General features: G+C 46.2%; 15 protein-coding genes. 13 read left to right on the forward strand and 2 right to left on the reverse strand.

Annotated elements, in window-relative coordinates:
* Nucleotides 1–2: 2 nt before the first annotated feature.
* From AC1RRX_RS13550 to AC1RRX_RS13595, 10 genes are all read left to right on the forward strand, one after another.
* Entirely contained in the window at nt 3–1,349 is a 1,347-nt protein-coding gene (locus AC1RRX_RS13550) for a YcaO-like family protein (protein ID WP_108725119.1), read from the forward strand.
* A 26-nt stretch (nt 1,350–1,375) separates the two neighbouring features.
* Entirely contained in the window at nt 1,376–2,185 is an 810-nt protein-coding gene (locus AC1RRX_RS13555) for a SagB/ThcOx family dehydrogenase (RefSeq protein WP_108725118.1), read from the forward strand.
* A complete protein-coding gene (locus AC1RRX_RS13560; RefSeq protein ID WP_237436811.1) occupies nt 2,185–2,859 on the forward strand; it encodes a CPBP family glutamic-type intramembrane protease in 675 nt (224 codons plus the stop codon). The genes AC1RRX_RS13555 and AC1RRX_RS13560 overlap by 1 nt, the downstream gene beginning before the upstream one ends.
* 24 nt (nt 2,860–2,883) lie before the next feature.
* A complete protein-coding gene (locus AC1RRX_RS13565) occupies nt 2,884–3,690 on the forward strand; it encodes a class I SAM-dependent methyltransferase (RefSeq protein WP_108725116.1) in 807 nt (268 codons plus the stop codon).
* A gap of 469 nt (nt 3,691–4,159) precedes the next feature.
* A complete protein-coding gene (gene ltaS / locus AC1RRX_RS13570) occupies nt 4,160–6,088 on the forward strand; it encodes a lipoteichoic acid synthase (protein WP_003155677.1) in 1,929 nt (642 codons plus the stop codon).
* A 215-nt stretch (nt 6,089–6,303) separates the two neighbouring features.
* Entirely contained in the window at nt 6,304–7,068 is a 765-nt protein-coding gene (locus AC1RRX_RS13575) for a glucose-1-phosphate cytidylyltransferase (RefSeq protein ID WP_015417001.1), read from the forward strand.
* Between the two features lie 6 nt (nt 7,069–7,074).
* The gene (locus tag AC1RRX_RS13580; protein WP_144464609.1) at nt 7,075–8,043 is read left to right on the forward strand and encodes a GDP-mannose 4,6-dehydratase; all 969 of its coding nucleotides are present in this window, start codon (nt 7,075–7,077) and stop codon (nt 8,041–8,043) included.
* A gap of 24 nt (nt 8,044–8,067) precedes the next feature.
* Nucleotides 8,068–8,979 (forward strand): putative nucleotide-diphospho-sugar transferase, encoded by a 912-nt coding sequence (locus tag AC1RRX_RS13585; RefSeq protein WP_007408949.1) that lies wholly within the window; start codon nt 8,068–8,070, stop codon nt 8,977–8,979.
* A gap of 28 nt (nt 8,980–9,007) precedes the next feature.
* The gene (locus AC1RRX_RS13590; protein WP_144464607.1) at nt 9,008–10,168 is read left to right on the forward strand and encodes a glycosyltransferase family 2 protein; all 1,161 of its coding nucleotides are present in this window, start codon (nt 9,008–9,010) and stop codon (nt 10,166–10,168) included.
* Nucleotides 10,169–10,183: 15 nt separating this feature from the next.
* Nucleotides 10,184–11,122 carry a putative nucleotide-diphospho-sugar transferase gene (locus tag AC1RRX_RS13595; RefSeq protein ID WP_007408951.1) on the forward strand — a complete coding sequence of 313 codons (939 nt, stop codon included), beginning with the start codon at nt 10,184–10,186 and terminating at the stop codon, nt 11,120–11,122.
* A gap of 29 nt (nt 11,123–11,151) precedes the next feature.
* Here AC1RRX_RS13595 and AC1RRX_RS13600 read toward each other — a convergent pair whose 3' ends face one another.
* Entirely contained in the window at nt 11,152–12,381 is a 1,230-nt protein-coding gene (locus AC1RRX_RS13600) for an MFS transporter (RefSeq protein WP_007408952.1), read from the reverse strand.
* 117 nt (nt 12,382–12,498) lie between these two features.
* A complete protein-coding gene (gene bcaP, locus AC1RRX_RS13605; RefSeq protein ID WP_007408953.1) occupies nt 12,499–13,884 on the reverse strand; it encodes a branched-chain amino acid transporter BcaP in 1,386 nt (461 codons plus the stop codon).
* Between the two features lie 245 nt (nt 13,885–14,129).
* On the opposite strand from bcaP, the gene yfmT reads away from it, so the two are divergent.
* The 3 genes from yfmT (at nt 14,130) to AC1RRX_RS13620 (ending at nt 17,484) form a co-directional block, all read left to right on the forward strand.
* Nucleotides 14,130–15,587 carry a benzaldehyde dehydrogenase gene (gene yfmT / locus AC1RRX_RS13610; RefSeq protein ID WP_039062757.1) on the forward strand — a complete coding sequence of 486 codons (1,458 nt, stop codon included), beginning with the start codon at nt 14,130–14,132 and terminating at the stop codon, nt 15,585–15,587.
* 465 nt (nt 15,588–16,052) lie between these two features.
* A complete protein-coding gene (locus AC1RRX_RS13615) occupies nt 16,053–16,457 on the forward strand; it encodes a methyl-accepting chemotaxis protein (RefSeq protein WP_369878808.1) in 405 nt (134 codons plus the stop codon).
* Nucleotides 16,458–16,599: 142 nt separating this feature from the next.
* Nucleotides 16,600–17,484 carry an SDR family oxidoreductase gene (locus tag AC1RRX_RS13620; protein ID WP_144464605.1) on the forward strand — a complete coding sequence of 295 codons (885 nt, stop codon included), beginning with the start codon at nt 16,600–16,602 and terminating at the stop codon, nt 17,482–17,484.
* Nucleotides 17,485–17,505 lie beyond the last annotated feature (21 nt).

The raw sequence follows: 17,505 nt of genomic DNA on the forward strand, positions 1-17,505 counted from the left end.
TTATGGTGAGTAAATGGACGACATTAGAAGATTCATGGAAAGTCCTTGATAGTCTTGCTGATCCATATGTAGGTATAGTGAGAAGAGAGTATCGGAAATTACGCGATGTAGATGACGTTTGGGGACACTCGTACGGTGCTCATGGGACAGACAGTAAAATTTTATTCGGAGTCCCCTCTAATTCTTATAATGGAGGCGGATCGGATAATGCGGCTGCGGCAAGACTAGCTGCTATTGGGGAAACGGTGGAAAGATATAGTGCAGCTTATCTTCCATTTGATTCCGATGTTGTATGTTTTGGATCACAAAAGGAATTAGAGAAGGAGAATAAGCGTTTCATTGGATATAAAGATTGGGAATTGTACGCTCCAACTCAATTCAAAGATCCTATATTTCCTCATGAAGTTTGGGATGAAAATACTAAGCTGTGGTGGAGAAAAGGGACATATGCGAAAACAAATGAGGAGGTATGGACCCCAGGGCAACTAATCCATATCGCCAATCATACGGAATGGCCTGGGGACACTAATATAGGTCATGCTACAAGTAACGGTCTTGCTTGCGGAATTACCTTTGTAGAAGCAGCAATTTCAGGTTTATTTGAAACGATTGAACGGGATGCTTTTATGCTTACCTGGTATAACAAGCTGAGCTTGCCCCAGATTGATGTGAATTCTTCTCCGAGATTAAAACGCTTTTATGAAAGATATATTAAACCAACATCATTGCGGCTGCACTTAGTTGATATGACTGTATTTTCAGGTATTCCTTCTGTGCTAGCAGTTGTCAGAAATCCTCATACGAATTTAGCCCCTTTTGCAATTGGAGCCGCCTCCTCCTATTCAATAGAAAGGGCTTGTGAAAAGGCAGCAATTGAAGGGATGTATACAAGAACTTGGGTCAAGACGGAACAACGTTTAGGTAACGCATTAGTGAATGCGGATTTTAATAGGGATATCAATAGTTTTGAGGACCATATCAAGCTTTACGCAGGAACCGATATCGTCAAGGAAGCTGATTTCCTTACAAGTAACAGCACTTTAGTTGATGTTAACCAATTTAAGTCATTCGATGATAGTTCTCCTGATGTACTTTGGAATAGTCTAAATGATCACCTATATGAAAAAGGTTTCAAAGTGGCTACATTTGATTTAACAAGTCCTGATATAAAAGATGCCGGAGCTTATGTAGTAAAGTCCATCATTCCAGGGTTTAAACCTATAGATGTCCTTTACAGGGGAAGAATGTTGGGTGGAGAACGTATATTACGACATTCTTACGATTTAGGGTTAGTACCAGAGCCGTTTACAATCGAAACACTTAATCCAGTACCTCATCCATTCCCATAAATACTAAGGTGAAAGGGGTTAACGAAATGAAAGAGATTGAAAGGCATGCCACTAATTTGGTTGATGTAGTCTATGGCAATGAAAAACTAAGATTTGATGATCCTTCTGAGAACTGGTTTGAGGCTTCGAAAGTTTATCGAAGCTCTATGGCGTGGGACGCGCCAGGAGTAGCAGGCCTAATGAGATCTGCAACATTACAGAAGATCGCTACTCATGCAGGTAAACGATTTGATGACTTGCCATTGATTACATTACCTTCCCCATTGAGGACAAGTGTATCATTAGATGAAGTTATTCGAAATAGGAGAAGTATCGAACAGTTTAACGGTGGTAGTACAACATTATCACAGCTTTCTACCATTCTGCAGGGTAGTTATGGATTAATAGAGCGCCCTGAAGGTCCTAGACGCCCTATTCCTTCTGGCGGAGCTCTTTATCCGTTGGATCTGTACGTTGTTAGCAACAAGGTGGATTCTTTGGAAAAAGGTCTATATCACTTTGATCCTTATCGAAAGGGCCTAGTTCATCTAGGTGAGTACTCTGAAGAGGATTTCGGAAGAATAATGTTACAAGAAGAAGCTGTAAAGGACTTTTCTTTCGCTGTAATCATATCGGCTAGCTTTTGGAGGTCAAGGTTTAAATATGGCCATCGTTCATATCGATTTATATTTATTGAAGCGGGTCATCTGATGCAGAATATGATTTTATTGGCCACAGCCCAATGTATCCAGAGCCGTCCATACGGAGGGTTTATAGATGATGAGCTCATGGATCTTATTGGTGGCCATAATGGAGTAGACGATGCACCTATATATACTTTAGTTGCAGGAACATGATGGAGTTAAGGGTATGCATCTTTATAGGGATCCTGATTCATTTGATGGGTCCCTATGTTTCAAAGCTAACAGTTATGTATCAAATCAAGCATAGAACTAAGGAATATAAACTGACTCGTCATATAACACCGCAGCGCAGTTATGATATTATCACCGTTTTTGGTGGAATTATGTGTTGCAGCATCTTCTTATTAGATGATAACTTTTTTTTAATACATAGCAATAATGCGTACGGTGTTTTATTATTTAGTGCCCTAGGTTTCTTTTTTCCTTATGTTATCTGGAAGCGTAAAAACAAATCTGTTGTATTTGTTAAAAGAAAAGTAAATAAACTTGATACATTGATTTTCCTGCCTTTATGCGCAGTTTCAGAGGAATTAATATGGAGAATTTGTATTCCTTTTCTATTTAAACTATACTTCTTTGATTCTGTCTTATTGTGTACGTGTATTAGCTCGATAGGATTCTTACTGCTCCATATTCCCCTTGGTGGTGTAAAGTCAGCCCCCTATATGACTGTATTTACTGTAATAGCTGTAATAGCTGCACAATTTGATTTTTTATCAGTAGCTGCATTCCATATTGTGCATAATTTAACTATCCAGTATTTTCGTCCTGTCAGCAAAAGGAAAATAAATACATCTTCGCCGACAATGTCTCAAGCAGAGTGGTAAACTCTTTGGAGGTGTCACAGTTATATGGAAATTGAAACAATTGTCAGAGAGTCAGAAGCCAACAGAATTCAAGCACAAACATGGTTTTCTCATCCTGAGAAAAGTAAAGTGAGCTTTCGGTATGATGAGAGGGAAACCTCATCCATTAGAAGTATTTCAATTGAAACATTTCTGTCGTTTTACTCCAGTAAATTTAATAGAGAGCCGTATTCTGTATTAGATATTGGTTGCGGACAGGGGCAAGTAATTCAATATTTGAACAGTCGGTTTCAAAAGATCGAACTGACAGGTATTGATTCCTCTGCCCAAGCAATTTCTTCAGCAAAAAAACTCGGTATTAATGCATCTTTTATATGTTCAAATGCAGAAAATATTATGCAATATGTGTCTAAGAAGCAAGACATTATATTCATACATCTATGTTTTGGACTCTTTAAGAATCCTATTGCTATTGTAAATACACTCATCCATCTATTATCAGATCAATCATGTATCTATATTGTAGACTTGGACAGGAACAGTTTGGGAGAGGGCCTTAACACAGCGCAATCTCGTGAGGAAGAAGCCTATTTAAAAGATCAATACCGTGCTTCTTTAACACTGGAAGAATTTAAACAGCTGCTGCATGTTGTGACCAAAGAACAACATGGGGTGTCATTTCAGGTGGGTAATTCCTTTATTGGCGGGTTTGATGAAACCAGTTCACAATTTTTTTCGCTAATGAGAAACAGAAATTTGCAAGACGCGTTAAGGACCAGTGTTGGAGAACAGTTTAAGCAGTCACAAATGCCAGCTCTGCTGCATGGTTGGATTATAAAAAACAAAAGGTAAACGTGAAGAAAGCATTTTTGTATATCTTTAGGGTCTAAGCGATAATTTGACAGGTAAAGGACTGGATGACTCCAGTCCTTTTTTTACATCAGCCAAAAAAACCTTCAAGTTTTTCAACCCCTTTGCATACAATAACTTCAGCCCGCCTGTTGGGCGGCTGCCTTTGATATTCATTTTTCGTTTTTAGAAGTTTGTGTTATTCTTATATTTGGTATCTCCTATTTTCAGACCCGGTCTGATACGGTACCTTTTAATGCCAGAAAAAAATGTGAAACGAAGAACGGATATCCTGCGTCTAATGGCTGGCGGGATAAGATGTTCAATGGGCATGACACGAATGATAAATATATCGTTTTTTTAAATGGTGTGTTTATGGGGCTGTGTGATGCTTTCGTTTTGCTCGGAAAGCAGGAATTGAAGCAAAAAGTAAGAATACAGATTTAAAGTGTTTAGGAAAGTAGAGGTTGCCATGAAGAAATTATTTTCTTACAGACTTAGTTTTTTTGTACTGGCTATTATTTTGTTTTGGGCCAAAACGTATTTAGCCTATCATGCTGAATTCAACCTTGGGGTGAAGGGTCCGACGCAGCAGTTTCTGCTTGTGATCAATCCGTTCTCAAGCGCCATTTTCTTTTTAGGACTGGCATTGTTTGCGAAAGGCCGCAAATCAGCGATTATCATGGTGATTATTGATTTCATCATGACGTTTATTTTGTATGCAAATATCCTATTCTATCGATTCTTCGATGATTTCTTGACATTCCCGAACTTAAAGCAATCCGGTAATGTGGGAAATATGGGAGACGGCATCTTCAGCATTATGTCCGGCCATGATATTTTATACTTTGTTGATATTATTATTTTAATCGCGCTTCTGGTGTGGAGACGTGAGCTGAAGGAATTCAAGCTGAAAAAACGGTATACGTCATTAATTATCGTGACGGGTATTGTTTTGTTCTTCGTGAACCTGGCGATTGCCGAAGAGGACCGCCCGGAGCTGCTGACAAGAACGTTTGACCGCAATTACATTGTAAAATACTTAGGCCTTTATAATTACACGATTTATGACGGCGTACAGACGGCGCAGACGGAATCCCAGCGGGCATATGCCAGCAGCGATGACCTGACGAGCGTTGAAAACTACACATCGTCGCATTATGCGAAGCCGAACGCCGAGTATTTCGGCAAGGCCAAAGGCAAAAACATTATTAAGATTCACTTGGAAAGTTTCCAATCGTTTTTGATCAACTACAAACTTGACGGAAAAGAAGTCACGCCGTTCCTGAATAAACTCGCCCGCGGCGGAGAGGACATGACGTACTTTGATAACTTTTTCCACCAAACGGGCCAAGGTAAAACATCTGACGCCGAGCTGATGATGGATAACAGCCTGTTCGGACTGCCTGAAGGGTCAGCCTTCGTGACAAAAGGGGAAAACACGTATCAATCGCTTCCTGCCATCCTTGACCAAAGTGAGGGCTATACAAGCGCCGTTTTACACGGTGACTACAAATCATTCTGGAACCGTGACCAGATTTACAAACATATCGGCTACGATAAATTCTTTGACGCCAGCACATACGATATGTCTGATGACAACCTTGTCAATATGGGACTGAAGGATAAACCATTCTTCAAAGAATCCATTCCGAAGCTTCAATCGCTGAAACAGCCGTTCTACGCGCATTTGCTCACGCTGACGAACCATTATCCGTTTACGCTTGATGAAAAAGACGCAACGATCGAAAAAGCGAAAACGGGCGACGCGACTGTGGATGACTATTTCCAGACGGCGCGTTATCTCGACGAGGCGCTTGAACAGTTCTTTAAAGATCTGAAGTCATCCGGTTTATATGACAACTCGGTGATTATGCTTTACGGAGACCACTACGGAATCTCTGAAAACCATAACCGCGCGATGAAAGAAATTCTCGGCAAAGAAATTACGCCTTATCAAAACGCGCAGAATCAGCGTGTGCCGCTTATGCTTCGCATCCCCGGCAAAAAAGGCGGGGTGAACCATACGTACGGCGGTGAAATGGACGTTGTGCCGACGATCCTTCACTTGGAAGGCATCGATTCTAAGAAATATATTAATTTCGGCACCGATCTCTTCTCGAAAGACCATGATGATACGGTGACGTTCCGTAACGGAGATTACGTCACGCCGAAATATACTTCCATCTCCAATGTCGTATACGATACGAAGACAGGAAAAGAACTGAAAGGCAATCAGGAAACGAAAAACCTGAAAGCCAGAGTCACAGAGCAGCTGAAGCTGTCTGACAGCGTGATGTACAAAGACTTGCTCAGATTCCACAAATTGAGCGACTTTACGCCGGTTGATCCGTCTAAATATCATTACGGCAAAGAAAAGCTGAATCAGGATAATAAATAATAGAAAGAGCCTTACGGAATTTCCGTAAGGCTCTTTTTTTGTGTGTATCTTCACCAATCTGAAAAAAGAGAGAGCTTTTGGTCACAAAGGGCGCCAATCTCTCATATCTTACAGTAGATTTTGAAACCGGTGATAGAGAATCGGACAAATTATCGGGTTGGTTTCTCTTATACGGGCGGTTTCGAATCCAATATTCACAGAGAAGAGGGGTAGAGATGAAAGCAGTCATTCTCTGCGGCGGAAAAGGAACGAGAATGAGCGAAATCACCAATGAACGTCCCAAACCGCTCGCCATGATAGGCGGCAAACCGATTCTATGGCATATTATGAAACTCTATCAATACTATGGCGTGAACGAATTTATCCTGCTTCTTGGTTTCAAAGGAGAGATGATTAAGGAATATTTCTTAGATTATGACTGGAAGAATCACAGCATGACGCTGGACAGCTCTACCGGAGAAGTACGGATATTGGGAAAATCCGAGCCGTGGAAAATCACTTTTCTAGACACGGGGGAACACACGCAGACAGCGGGGCGGCTTTTACAGGCAAAGGACATCATCGGTGATGAAACCTTTCTTATGACGTACGGGGACGGACTGGCCAACATCAACCTGTTTCATCTGATCAGCTATCATCAATCAAAAGGGGCAGCGGTGACCGTCACCGGTATAGAAAAGTCCTCGCAATTCGGAACGCTGACGGTTGAAGACGGCATGGCGAAAAGCTTTTCTGAAAAAACCTCGAGTGACGGCATCATCAACGGCGGATTTTTCGTGCTCAGCCCGAAGGTATTTGATTATCTGCCGAAAGACAGGGATGTCATGTTTGAAGAAGAACCGCTGAAGGAGCTGGCGAAAGACGGCGAATTGGCGGTATACCGGCATTACGGTTTCTGGACGGCGATCGATACGTATAAAAACCTGCTGGAAATCAACAAGATGTGGGACCGGGGACAACATGTATGGAAGGTATGGTGATTAAATTTGAGTTTCTGGAAAAATAAAAATGTGTTTGTGACGGGATGTACAGGTCTTTTAGGAAGCTGCTTGGTGAAGGAACTGATCGATCAGGGGGCCAATGTGACGGGACTTGTCCGTGACACTGTGCCCAAGTCGAACCTGTATCAGGGAGAACAAGTGAAGCAAATGAATATCGTGCAGGGTGCGCTTGAAGATCTGGATGTGATTGAGCGGGCGCTGGGCGAATATGAAATTGACACGGTCTTTCATTTAGCCGCTCAGGCGATCGTCGGCGTCGCAAACCGCAATCCGATTTCCACATTTGAAGCCAATATTCTTGGCACATGGAACATCCTTGAAGCGTGCCGCAGGCATCCGCTCATCAAGCGGGTGATCGTCGCGTCCAGTGATAAAGCGTACGGCGACCAGCCGACACTGCCGTACGATGAAAACATGCCTCTTCAGGGCAAACATCCGTATGACGTATCAAAAAGCTGTGCCGATTTGTTAAGCCACACATATTTTAATACGTACGGACTTCCGGTCTGTATTACGCGCTGCGGCAACTTGTACGGCGGCGGAGATTTGAACTTTAACCGGATTATTCCGCAGACGATTCAGCTCGTGCTGAACGGTGAAGCGCCGGAAATCCGCAGCGACGGCACATTTATCCGTGATTATTTTTACATCGAGGATGCGGTCGAGGCATACCTTTTGCTGGCGGAAAAGATGGAGGAGCTCAATCTTGCGGGAGAAGCGTTCAACTTCAGCAATGAGATTCAGCTGACGGTGCTGGAGCTTGTAGAAAAAATTCTTAAGGCCATGGACAGTGACCTCAAGCCGAAAGTGCTCAACCAGGGAAGCCATGAAATCAAGCACCAATATTTATCGGCGGAAAAGGCGAGGATGCTTCTGAATTGGACACCCGCACATACCATTGATGAAGGATTGGAAAAAACGATCGAATGGTATAAAGCCTTTTTTCAAAAGTAACAGAAACAGAGGTGAGAGAAAGACGTGACAAGCGCATATTGCACAGTTTTATCAAAAGGAAGGCTGTATCAGGCTATCGCTTTGTTCGGCTCATTGAAAGCGGTTCAGGCGGACGCCCCCATTTTTACTTTGTGTATGGACCAAGACACCTATGACGTGCTTCAGGCAATGCGGCAGGATAATGTCACCTTGATTCAGGTGTCCGCACTGGAAAATGAGGAGCTCCTTGAACTGAAGCGGACGAGGGATCAGAGCGAATACTGCTGGACGGTGAAGCCGGTATTTCTCGAATTCGTGCTGGACGGACATCCGGAATTAGAGCGTGTCACGTACATTGATGCCGATTTGTTTTTCTTCGCCGATCCGCGCGCGATTTTTGACAATCAGCCGGATTGTTCGGTGCTTCTGTCACGGGGCGATATCGTCATTCCCTCATTTGGAAAACAGGAAATCGACATGCTGCAGCGTCTTTTAGGCCGGTATAATTCCGGTTTTCTCAGCTTCAAAACCGACAGTGCCGGTACAGATTGTCTCAGATGGTGGAAAGAACGCTGCCTGGAAGAATGCAAAAATGCGCCGGGCGAAGGAAAATTCGGAGATCAAGGCTACTTGGATTACATGTCCGGCTTGTTCCCGAATGTGTGTGACATCACCACGCCCGGCGTGAATATCGGCCATTGGAATTACGGCCGCCACACGTTTTCATGGAAGGACGGGCGTCTTGTGCTCGAAGACGGAAGTCCGCTGATTTTCTATCATTTCAGCGGATACCGGATCGTTACAGCCGGCGACATTCGGCAGATTCATGAGACGGACCGGACCGACCTGCCGTTTGTCCATCAGCTTTATCAGGACATTCTGAAGCGGGTGATCGGGACGGTCAGCGCCGTCTGCCCGGAGTTCAGCGGCTTTGCATCTGAGGATGATAACAAATAAATGATCATATACAGGAAGTGAACGAAAAGTGAAGGCAAGCGTCATTGTTCCCGCATATAATTCCAAGGAGCGGCTTTATAACAGCCTGCTGTCCCTGAATGAACAGGAATGCACAGAGCCGTTCGAAGTGATTGTGGCTGACAACGGTTCGGAAGACGGAACCTTATCCATGCTTGAATCATTCAGCGCGAATTTTCCGCTGATTTTTGTGAGAATTAAAGAAAACAGAGGGATCGCTTACGGACGGAATCAGGCGGTCCGCAATGCCAGAGGCGATATTTTGATCTTCCATGACAGCGACATGCTTGCCGAAAAGGATTTGGTGGCGAAGCATATCAAGGCTCATGAGAACCGGGACGATCTTGTCGTATGCGGTATGTTCTGGAAGCGGATTTACAGCTTTTATTATGACCGTTTTGAAAAAGAGCATAAAGAGAAACTCGCCGAACTGTATGAAGAGCTGCCGGGCGATAAAGAGCCGCTCCTTGATGAAAGTGATATCAGAGACGGAAGTTTTCTTGACCAATGCTTTGATTTAGATACCGACTTTATCCGTGTGCTGAAAAGTATTTTGGAAAAATACGGAGATGATTTGAACGGCTACCGTCTGCCGTGGCGTTTTTTCATTACGAACAATTCGTCAGTCAAGAGACAGCACGTGGCAGATCTCGGCCTGTTTGATGAAGGCATTGTCAGATACGGCTTTGAAGATTATGATCTCGGCATCAGGCTTCATCAGTCGGGAATGAGATTTCAGCTGCGGCGCGATATCATGAGCGTCCATCAGGAGCATCCGAGCAACTGCGCTTCCGTTGATGATATCAGGGCGAATATCGCGTACATGTGCGACAAGTACAATGACATTCGTTCGCTTGACGTGCACCTCGCGTTTAACGGCCCGTTTGACGCGGAGTTAACCAACAGCATGATGGCAGACATCGAAGTGCTGCTTGATTATGAGAAATATGAAAGCCTGCTGCACATTTTTCTCGAGCTGCTGCACGCGGTTAAAGACCGCAACCTCGACCCGGACTGGAAGACGAAAAGCCCGCGGATCACGGCGAACAGCTTCAATCTGCCGGAGGTCGGAAAGCTTTTGGCAAAAGCGGAAAAAAAGCTGGGCGTCACGCACTTTGCAAGGGCGTTCAAAGCGCTGGCTGCTGATTTACTGCATGTGGATCTTAAATAAATTGGATGTGATATGGTGAGTAAATATCATTTTTCAACCATTGTTTCCAGAACGCATATCTTTAAACTGATGCCGATGATTCATTCTCTCCATGAGCATTGCCGGGATTTTCATCTGTATGTGCTGTGTGTCGATCAGAAAGCGTACGAACTGCTTCAGCAGGTGCCGTGGGAACATATCACGGCGGTTCAGCTCCATGAAATGGAGGACCCGGAGCTGCTTGAAGCAAAGGGCGGCCGGACGTTTCATGAATATTGCTGGACGCTGAAGCCGGCATTTCTGTTCCATGTGATGACGGAGTATGATGAAGCTGAATATTTTGCCCACTTGGACACCGATCTCTTTTTCTTCTCAGATGCGGGCGAGCTGTTTGCGGAAAAGCCGGATGCTTCCCTTTTTCTGACGGATCACCGCAATTCAGAACGGTTTGCGTCTTATTACAAGCTGACAGGGCAGTACAACACCGGGTTTGTCGGCGCGCGGAATACCGGGGAAGCGTATCGGGCGGTCTGGCAGTGGAGGCAGGATTGCATCTCCTATTGTACGGTGGAGATGAATGAAGAAAAAAAGACATACGGTGATCAAAGGTATGTTGAAAAGTGGCCCGCGCAGTTTGAAGACGTTCATGTCACGGAGTCGATCGGCGCGAATGCGGCGCTGTGGAATATTGAGCAATATGACGTCAGCCTGCGCGGCGGGGCTGTATATGTCAATGACACCCCGCTGATTTTTTATCATTTTTCAGGCTTTACGCTCGTCACGGAGAACGAATTCAATCTGTGCTGGTACTATCACATTGATGACGAGGCGACAGTCAATATGATTTACGTGCCGTACATCAAAAACGTAAAAAAATGGATTGATGAAATTCAAAAAGCGTTTCCTGATTTCAGAGACGGGTTTATTCCGAAGTATGCGGTTCCTGACACTCATTTTTATACGGTTGAAACATAAAATCCCTGCCTTTTCGGCAGGGATTGTTTTTATGAATGCCATTCTTTTAATGTTTTGTCGCTCGGCAGGACAAAGGCGAGCAGACCTAAAACGGGCAGAAAGGCGACGGCTGTCATGGTCGGCGTCAATCCCGCTGAATCAATAAGAGCTCCGAGCGCAACGGCTCCGATCGCGCCCATTCCGAAGGCGAGCCCGACCGTAAGCCCTGACATCGTTCCGATTTTGCCTGGAACAAGCTCCTGCGCGTAGACAACAGTCACGGAGAAGCTGGACATCAGAACAACACCGATCAGCGCCAGTACGCCATAGGCGATGACAGGTCCCGCAAACGGAAGGAAAATCGTCAATGGAGCCGATGCTATCATCGAAACGATGATGACGTTCCGCTTTCCGAAACGGTCTGCAAGCGGCCCGCCGAGAAACGTTCCGACAGCTCCGAAAAATAAAAAGACGAAGATGTAGCTCTGTGCCTGCTGAATGCTGACATGATAGGCATTCATCGCATAGAACGTATAAAAGTTGCCGATCGCGCTCACATACCAGGAGCGCGCGAAAATTAAGAAGATAATCATGATAAGGGCGAGAATAATCGGTTTTGTAATCACGGTCTGCACAGCGGAGGCCGGTGATTTTTTACTTACTGCCCGCAAATGAATAAGGCGGCCTTTATACCATTTGGCGATATAAATGAGAAACAGAACAGCGATTGCGGCGACTAGCGTAAACCAGACAGAGCCGAATTGACCGAGCGGAACGAGAATCAGCGCGGTAATCAAGGGCGCCATCGCCTGGCCGGTATTCCCTCCGACTTGGTAAATCGATTGCGCCAAGCCGCGCTTTTCGCCGGCGGCCATGTAGGCGACACGCGATCCTTCAGGATGAAAGACGGCGGAGCCAAGGCCGATAAAAAAGACACAGCATAAAATCGTCAGAAAAGACGGGGCGAACGCGAGACCTAAAATGCCGAGCATGCTTGCGGTGAGTCCGAGCGGCAAAGCATACGGCATCGGGCGTTTATCCGTATACCAGCCGATGACGGGCTGCATCACGGAAGACACCATATTCAGCGTAAAGGCGATAATTCCGAGCTGCGTAAATGTAAGATTCATGGAACGTTCCAAAATCGGAAACATCGCCGGAATCACCGCTTGCAGTGAATCGTTCAGCAGATGACAGATCCCGATAATGAACAAAATAGAATACATGGTTGTCTCGGGACGATGGACAGGTTTTTCTTTAAGCGGGGCGGCAATTGCCAAAGTGATTCTCCTCCTTTTTATGTAAACGAAGCATACACCATATTATTCATAAGGTGAATGAATTATCAAGTGCAAAAAAGGCTCTTCTTTCTCAAACAGAAAAAAGAGCCTCCCTTTTTATTTATTTAACAAACTGTGTTTTCTCGAATACATCATATAAACGACGATCCCGGCGGCGATCCAGATGACAAAGGCGAGCCATGTCACGCCCGGCAGGCTGCTTGCGAGATACAGGCATAAGCATGCGCTGATGATCGGCACAAAAGGCACGAAAGGAACACGGAAGGAAGATTTGATCTCCGGATGTTTCTTTCTTAAAACGATGACGGCGATCGCAATGACCGTAAAGGCCGCCAAGGTTCCCATGTTGACGAGATGCGCCAAGGTTCCCAAATCAATAAAACCCGCGATCCCGGCGGCAACGATCCCCGTCACCCATGTGTTTTGAAACGGTGTTTTAAAACGCGGGTGAACCTTGGAAAACATGCGGGGCAAAAGGCCGTCTCTGCTCATCGCAAATGTAAGGCGCACCTGAGCGTAAAGCAGAGCGAGCATGACCGTTGTAATCCCGATAATCGCGCCGACGGAAATAATGCCTGCTATCTTGTTCTGGCCGACAAATTGGAGCGCGAAAGATACCGGATCTCCGACATTCAGCTTAGTGTACGAAAGCATTCCCGTCAGGACGAGCGATACCGTAATGTAAAGGACGGTGCAGATGGCGAGCGCGCCGATGATTCCGACCGGCATTGATTTCTGCGGGTTTTTCACTTCTTCCGACGCGTTTGACACGGCATCAAATCCGAGATACGCGAAGAAAACGGTCGCGGCGCTCGTGATGACGCCTTTCATTCCGAACGGCATAAACGGCGACCAGTTTTCCGGTTTCACGTAGCCGAAACCGACGATGATAAACAGCAGAATGATCGCAATTTTCATCAATACAATGACATTGTTAAAGCGGGTGCTTTCTTTCACGCCCCTTGAAACAATCGCGGTAATGACCAAAATAATGATAACGGCCGGCAGGTTGAACACGGCACCCGTTTTGCTGCCGGGTGCGGCGGTCAGCGCCTCCGGAAGATGCAGCCCGAAGCCCGCAAGAAGCGACTGGAAATAGGATGACCAGCCGGTTGCGACGGCGGCGAGCGCGATGACATATTCAAGCATTAAGTCCCATCCGATTAAAAACGCGAGACACTCCCCGAGAGTGACATATGAATACGTATATACGCTGCCTGAAATCGGAATGGATGAAGAAAATTCCGCATAACAAAACGCGGCGAGCGCGCAGGCAAGGCCCGCGAGCACAAACGACAGAATCAAAGCCGGTCCTGCGCCTGTCGCGGCCACAGTCCCGGTAATCACAAAAATCCCCGTGCCGACAACACAGCCGATTCCGAGCAAAACCAAGTCAAAAGCGCTTAACGAGCGGGACAGGCTGGTCTGTTTGCTCTGGGCCTTTAAGTCGGCCAGCGGCTTTTTCCGAAATAGTAAAGACATATGGGTCCTCCTGAAAATTCATAATATTCTTATCATTATATACACTGACGTTTGTATTATATTGTCGAAATTTCTCGCAGTCAATTAAAGAATTTTCCACTTTAAAAGGACAAAGCTAAAAAGCGTCGATGCACGGAAGGAACGGGAATTTTATTGTGAAATAGTTCAATTTTCTCACCTTAAGACCGATACAAAAGATGACTCATCAACTAATTTCAAGTTTCGGTGAAAGGGAGATGTTTTACATGTTTCAATATGAAGAACTAAATAAGCAGTTTATCGGCGGCCGATGGAGGGATGGGAGCAGCCGGAACGTATTGGAAAACAGAAATCCTTATACTCAAAAAGTCATCACCTCATTCCAAAAAGCGACGTCTGATGACGTGGATGCGGCATATCGCGCCGCGGCTCTTGCGAAACAAGAATGGGACCAAGTAAACCCTTTTAAAAAGCGGGCCATTTTGGAAAAAGCCGTTTCTTTCATTGAAGAGCACGAAGAAGCGATTATTTACTTAATCATGGAGGAGCTTGGCGGAACACGGCTGAAGGCTGAGTTTGAAATCGGACTTGTCAAAAATATGATAAAAGAAGCCGCAACATTTCCGGTGCGGATGGAAGGGAAAATTCTCCCGTCCACGATTGACGGAAAAGAAAACAGGCTGTACAGAATACCCGCCGGAGTCGTGGGGGTGATCAGCCCGTTTAATTTCCCGTTTTTCCTTTCGATGAAATCTGTTGCGCCGGCACTCGGCGCGGGGAACGGCGTCGTGCTGAAGCCTCATGAAGAAACACCGATCTGCGGCGGAACGCTTATCGCGAAAATTTTTGAAGCGGCCGGCGTACCGGACGGGCTGCTGAATGTTATCGTGACGGATATCGGGGAGATCGGCGACAGCTTTGTTGAGCATCCCGTCCCGCGGATAATCTCATTTACAGGCTCAACCGGAGTGGGCAGCTATATCGGACAGCTTGCGGTCAAACACTTTAAAAAACCGCTGTTGGAGCTTGGCGGAAACAGCGCGCTGATCGTGCTTGAGGATGCTGATCTTGAATACGCCGTCAATGCGGCCGTATTCAGCCGGTTTACGCATCAAGGCCAGATCTGTATGTCGGCGAACCGCGTGCTCGTTCACACATCTGTATATGACAAATTTACAGAGCTTTACGAAGCGAAAGTGTCATCGCTGAAAGTCGGCGATCCGATGGACCCTGATACGGTTATCGGCCCTTTAATCAATGAGAGACAGGCGGAAGGTTTGAGACGGTCTGTCGAAAAAGCGATAGAAGAGGGAGCGGTTCCGGTGCTGTCCGGCCGATTCAGCGGAACGGTCGCTGAGCCCGTCATTTTAAAAGATGTGAAACCTGAGATGAGCATTGCGAAGGAGGAGCTGTTCGGACCGGCCGTCTGCATCATGCCGTTTGAAACGGAGGATGAAGCGGTAAGCATCGCAAACGCGACACCGTTCGGTTTAAGCGGAGCCGTGCATACGGCAAACGTTGAGCGCGGCGTTGAGTTTGCTAAGCGGATCGAAACCGGCATGATTCACGTCAACGATACGACCATTAATGATGAACCGAACGTCGCGTTCGGCGGCGAGAAGCAATCAGGTCTCGGCAGGCTGAACGGTGAATGGAGCCTTGAAGAATTCACCACGCTGAAATGGATTTCGGTTCAGCATGAAAAACGGCAATTCCCATATTAAGAAGGAGTGAAAGAAATGAGTATACAGACGGAGCAGCAAACGCACAGCCTGCTTGACGCATTTGTCAAAGTTGCGCCTTTTTTAAACAGCCTGATCCAAGATGACATCACCATCGGAATTTATGATACAGAAAAATTAATCGTGAATATTCCGGCTAAAACGTTTTCTCTTAATGTAAAGCCGGGAGACCCGCTGCAAAAAGGGGACATCATTACAGACGCGATCCGCATGAATCAGAAGAAGACAAGCATGGTGCCGAAAGAGCTCTTCGGATTTCCGCTGATCGCCAGAGCGATTCCGCTTCACGATGAAAACGGAAAAGTCATCGGCGGCGTCGGTCTCGGCACGAGCCTTGAAAAATCAGCCAAGCTTCATGATGTCGCTGAAAGCCTGTCCGCCGTCGTGGAACAGACCGCTTCGGCCATCGCGGATATCTCAGAATCCATCAGCGGTTTCTCAGCACAGATGACCGGAATTTCCGCTCAGGCGAAACAAGTCAGTGAAAGCGCGGGAGAAATCGCCGACATTTCCGTCACTGTCAAGGGCATCTCGGATCAAAGCAATCTGCTCGGTTTGAATGCGGCCATTGAAGCCGCGAGAGCAGGAGAATCCGGCAAGGGCTTTTCCGTGGTGGCCGACGAAATCCGCAAGCTTGCCACTCATTCAAAAGACAACGTCGGCCAAATTGACCAGATTACGAAAAAAATCCACAGCCTGCTGAAAGGGCTGGAGGACTCTATTGAATCCATCAACCAGAACACAAACGGCCAAGCGGCGGCGGTTGAACAAATTTCTGCCACCATGCAGGAAATTTCGGGAAGCGCCCAGCATTTAGCGAAAATGGCTGAAAACGTACTCGGAGAGTCATAAAAAAGGGAGCTTACGGGCTCCTTTTTTGTTTTCCCTTTATCAATCTGAAACTGCACTTACACGTTTGATCCGTCATGCTAAAGGGGTACACATACGAATACATCACCAATGATAAAGGAGAGTCTTGTATGTCTGAGCAAATCTGCACAACCCGCTGACGAAATATGATCATGATGAATTTCCAAAACAATATCAAGAACCGCCCGGTTTGCAGAAAGAGATGAAGCCTGTGCCGGACTGCGGTGAAACGAGCTATAAAGGAGCCGGCAAGCTGAAGGGAAGAAAAGCCCTCGTCACCGGCGGCGATTCAGGTATCGGCCGGGCCGCCGCGATTGCTTATGCCCGGGAAGGGGCGGATGTGGCGATTAACTATCTGCCTGAGGAACAGCCGGATGCTGAAGAAGTGAAAGCGTTAATTGAAAAAGAGGGAAGAAAAGCCGTTCTGCTGCCGGGAGATTTAAGCGATGAAGCGTTTTGCGGAGAATTGGCGGAAAAAGCGTATCAAGAGCTTGGCGGTCTTGACACGCTCGCTCTTGTCGCCGGCAAACAGCAGGCAGTGGATGATATCAGCGATCTTACTACAGAACAAATCTATCAAACATTTGAAGTCAACGTATTCTCGCTGTATTGGCTCGTCAAAGCCGCGCTTCCGTATCTGCCGGAAGGCGCGTCTATTATCACGACAACGTCCGTAGAAGGTTATAATCCAAGCCCGATGCTGTTGGATTATGCCGCGACGAAACATGCCATTATCGGTTTTACCGTCGGCTTAGGAAAACAGCTGGCGAATAAAGGAATCAGAGTCAACTCGGTAGCGCCGGGGCCGATCTGGACGCCTCTGCAGATTTCGGGAGGACAGCCCGGTGAAAACATTCCGAAATTCGGCAAGGAAACACCGGCCGTTCCATTAAAGCGCGCCGGACAGCCGGCGGAGCTAGCAGGGATTTATGTCTTTTTGGCCTCAGAAGAATCGAGCTATGTGACATCCCAGATTTACAGTGTAAGCGGAGGAATTCCGACAGCGTAATCAATAAGGAGCTGCCCTTCA

This window comes from Bacillus sp. GW821-FHT11D08 (assembly GCF_058808515.1).

Excerpts from the sequence above, each read along its gene's own strand:
- AC1RRX_RS13575 (WP_015417001.1), top strand. The coding sequence starts at position 6,304 with ATGAAAGCAGTCATTCTCTGCGGCGGAAAAGGAACGAGAATGAGCGAA.
- AC1RRX_RS13555 (WP_108725118.1), top strand. The coding sequence starts at position 1,376 with ATGAAAGAGATTGAAAGGCATGCCACTAATTTGGTTGATGTAGTCTAT.
- AC1RRX_RS13615 (WP_369878808.1), top strand. The coding sequence starts at position 16,053 with ATGACCGGAATTTCCGCTCAGGCGAAACAAGTCAGTGAAAGCGCGGGA.
- AC1RRX_RS13565 (WP_108725116.1), top strand. The coding sequence starts at position 2,884 with ATGGAAATTGAAACAATTGTCAGAGAGTCAGAAGCCAACAGAATTCAA.
- AC1RRX_RS13550 (WP_108725119.1), top strand. The coding sequence starts at position 3 with ATGGTGAGTAAATGGACGACATTAGAAGATTCATGGAAAGTCCTTGAT.
- AC1RRX_RS13560 (WP_237436811.1), top strand. The coding sequence starts at position 2,185 with ATGGAGTTAAGGGTATGCATCTTTATAGGGATCCTGATTCATTTGATG.
- bcaP (WP_007408953.1), bottom strand. The coding sequence starts at position 13,884 with ATGTCTTTACTATTTCGGAAAAAGCCGCTGGCCGACTTAAAGGCCCAG.
- ltaS (WP_003155677.1), top strand. The coding sequence starts at position 4,160 with ATGAAGAAATTATTTTCTTACAGACTTAGTTTTTTTGTACTGGCTATT.
- yfmT (WP_039062757.1), top strand. The coding sequence starts at position 14,130 with ATGTTTCAATATGAAGAACTAAATAAGCAGTTTATCGGCGGCCGATGG.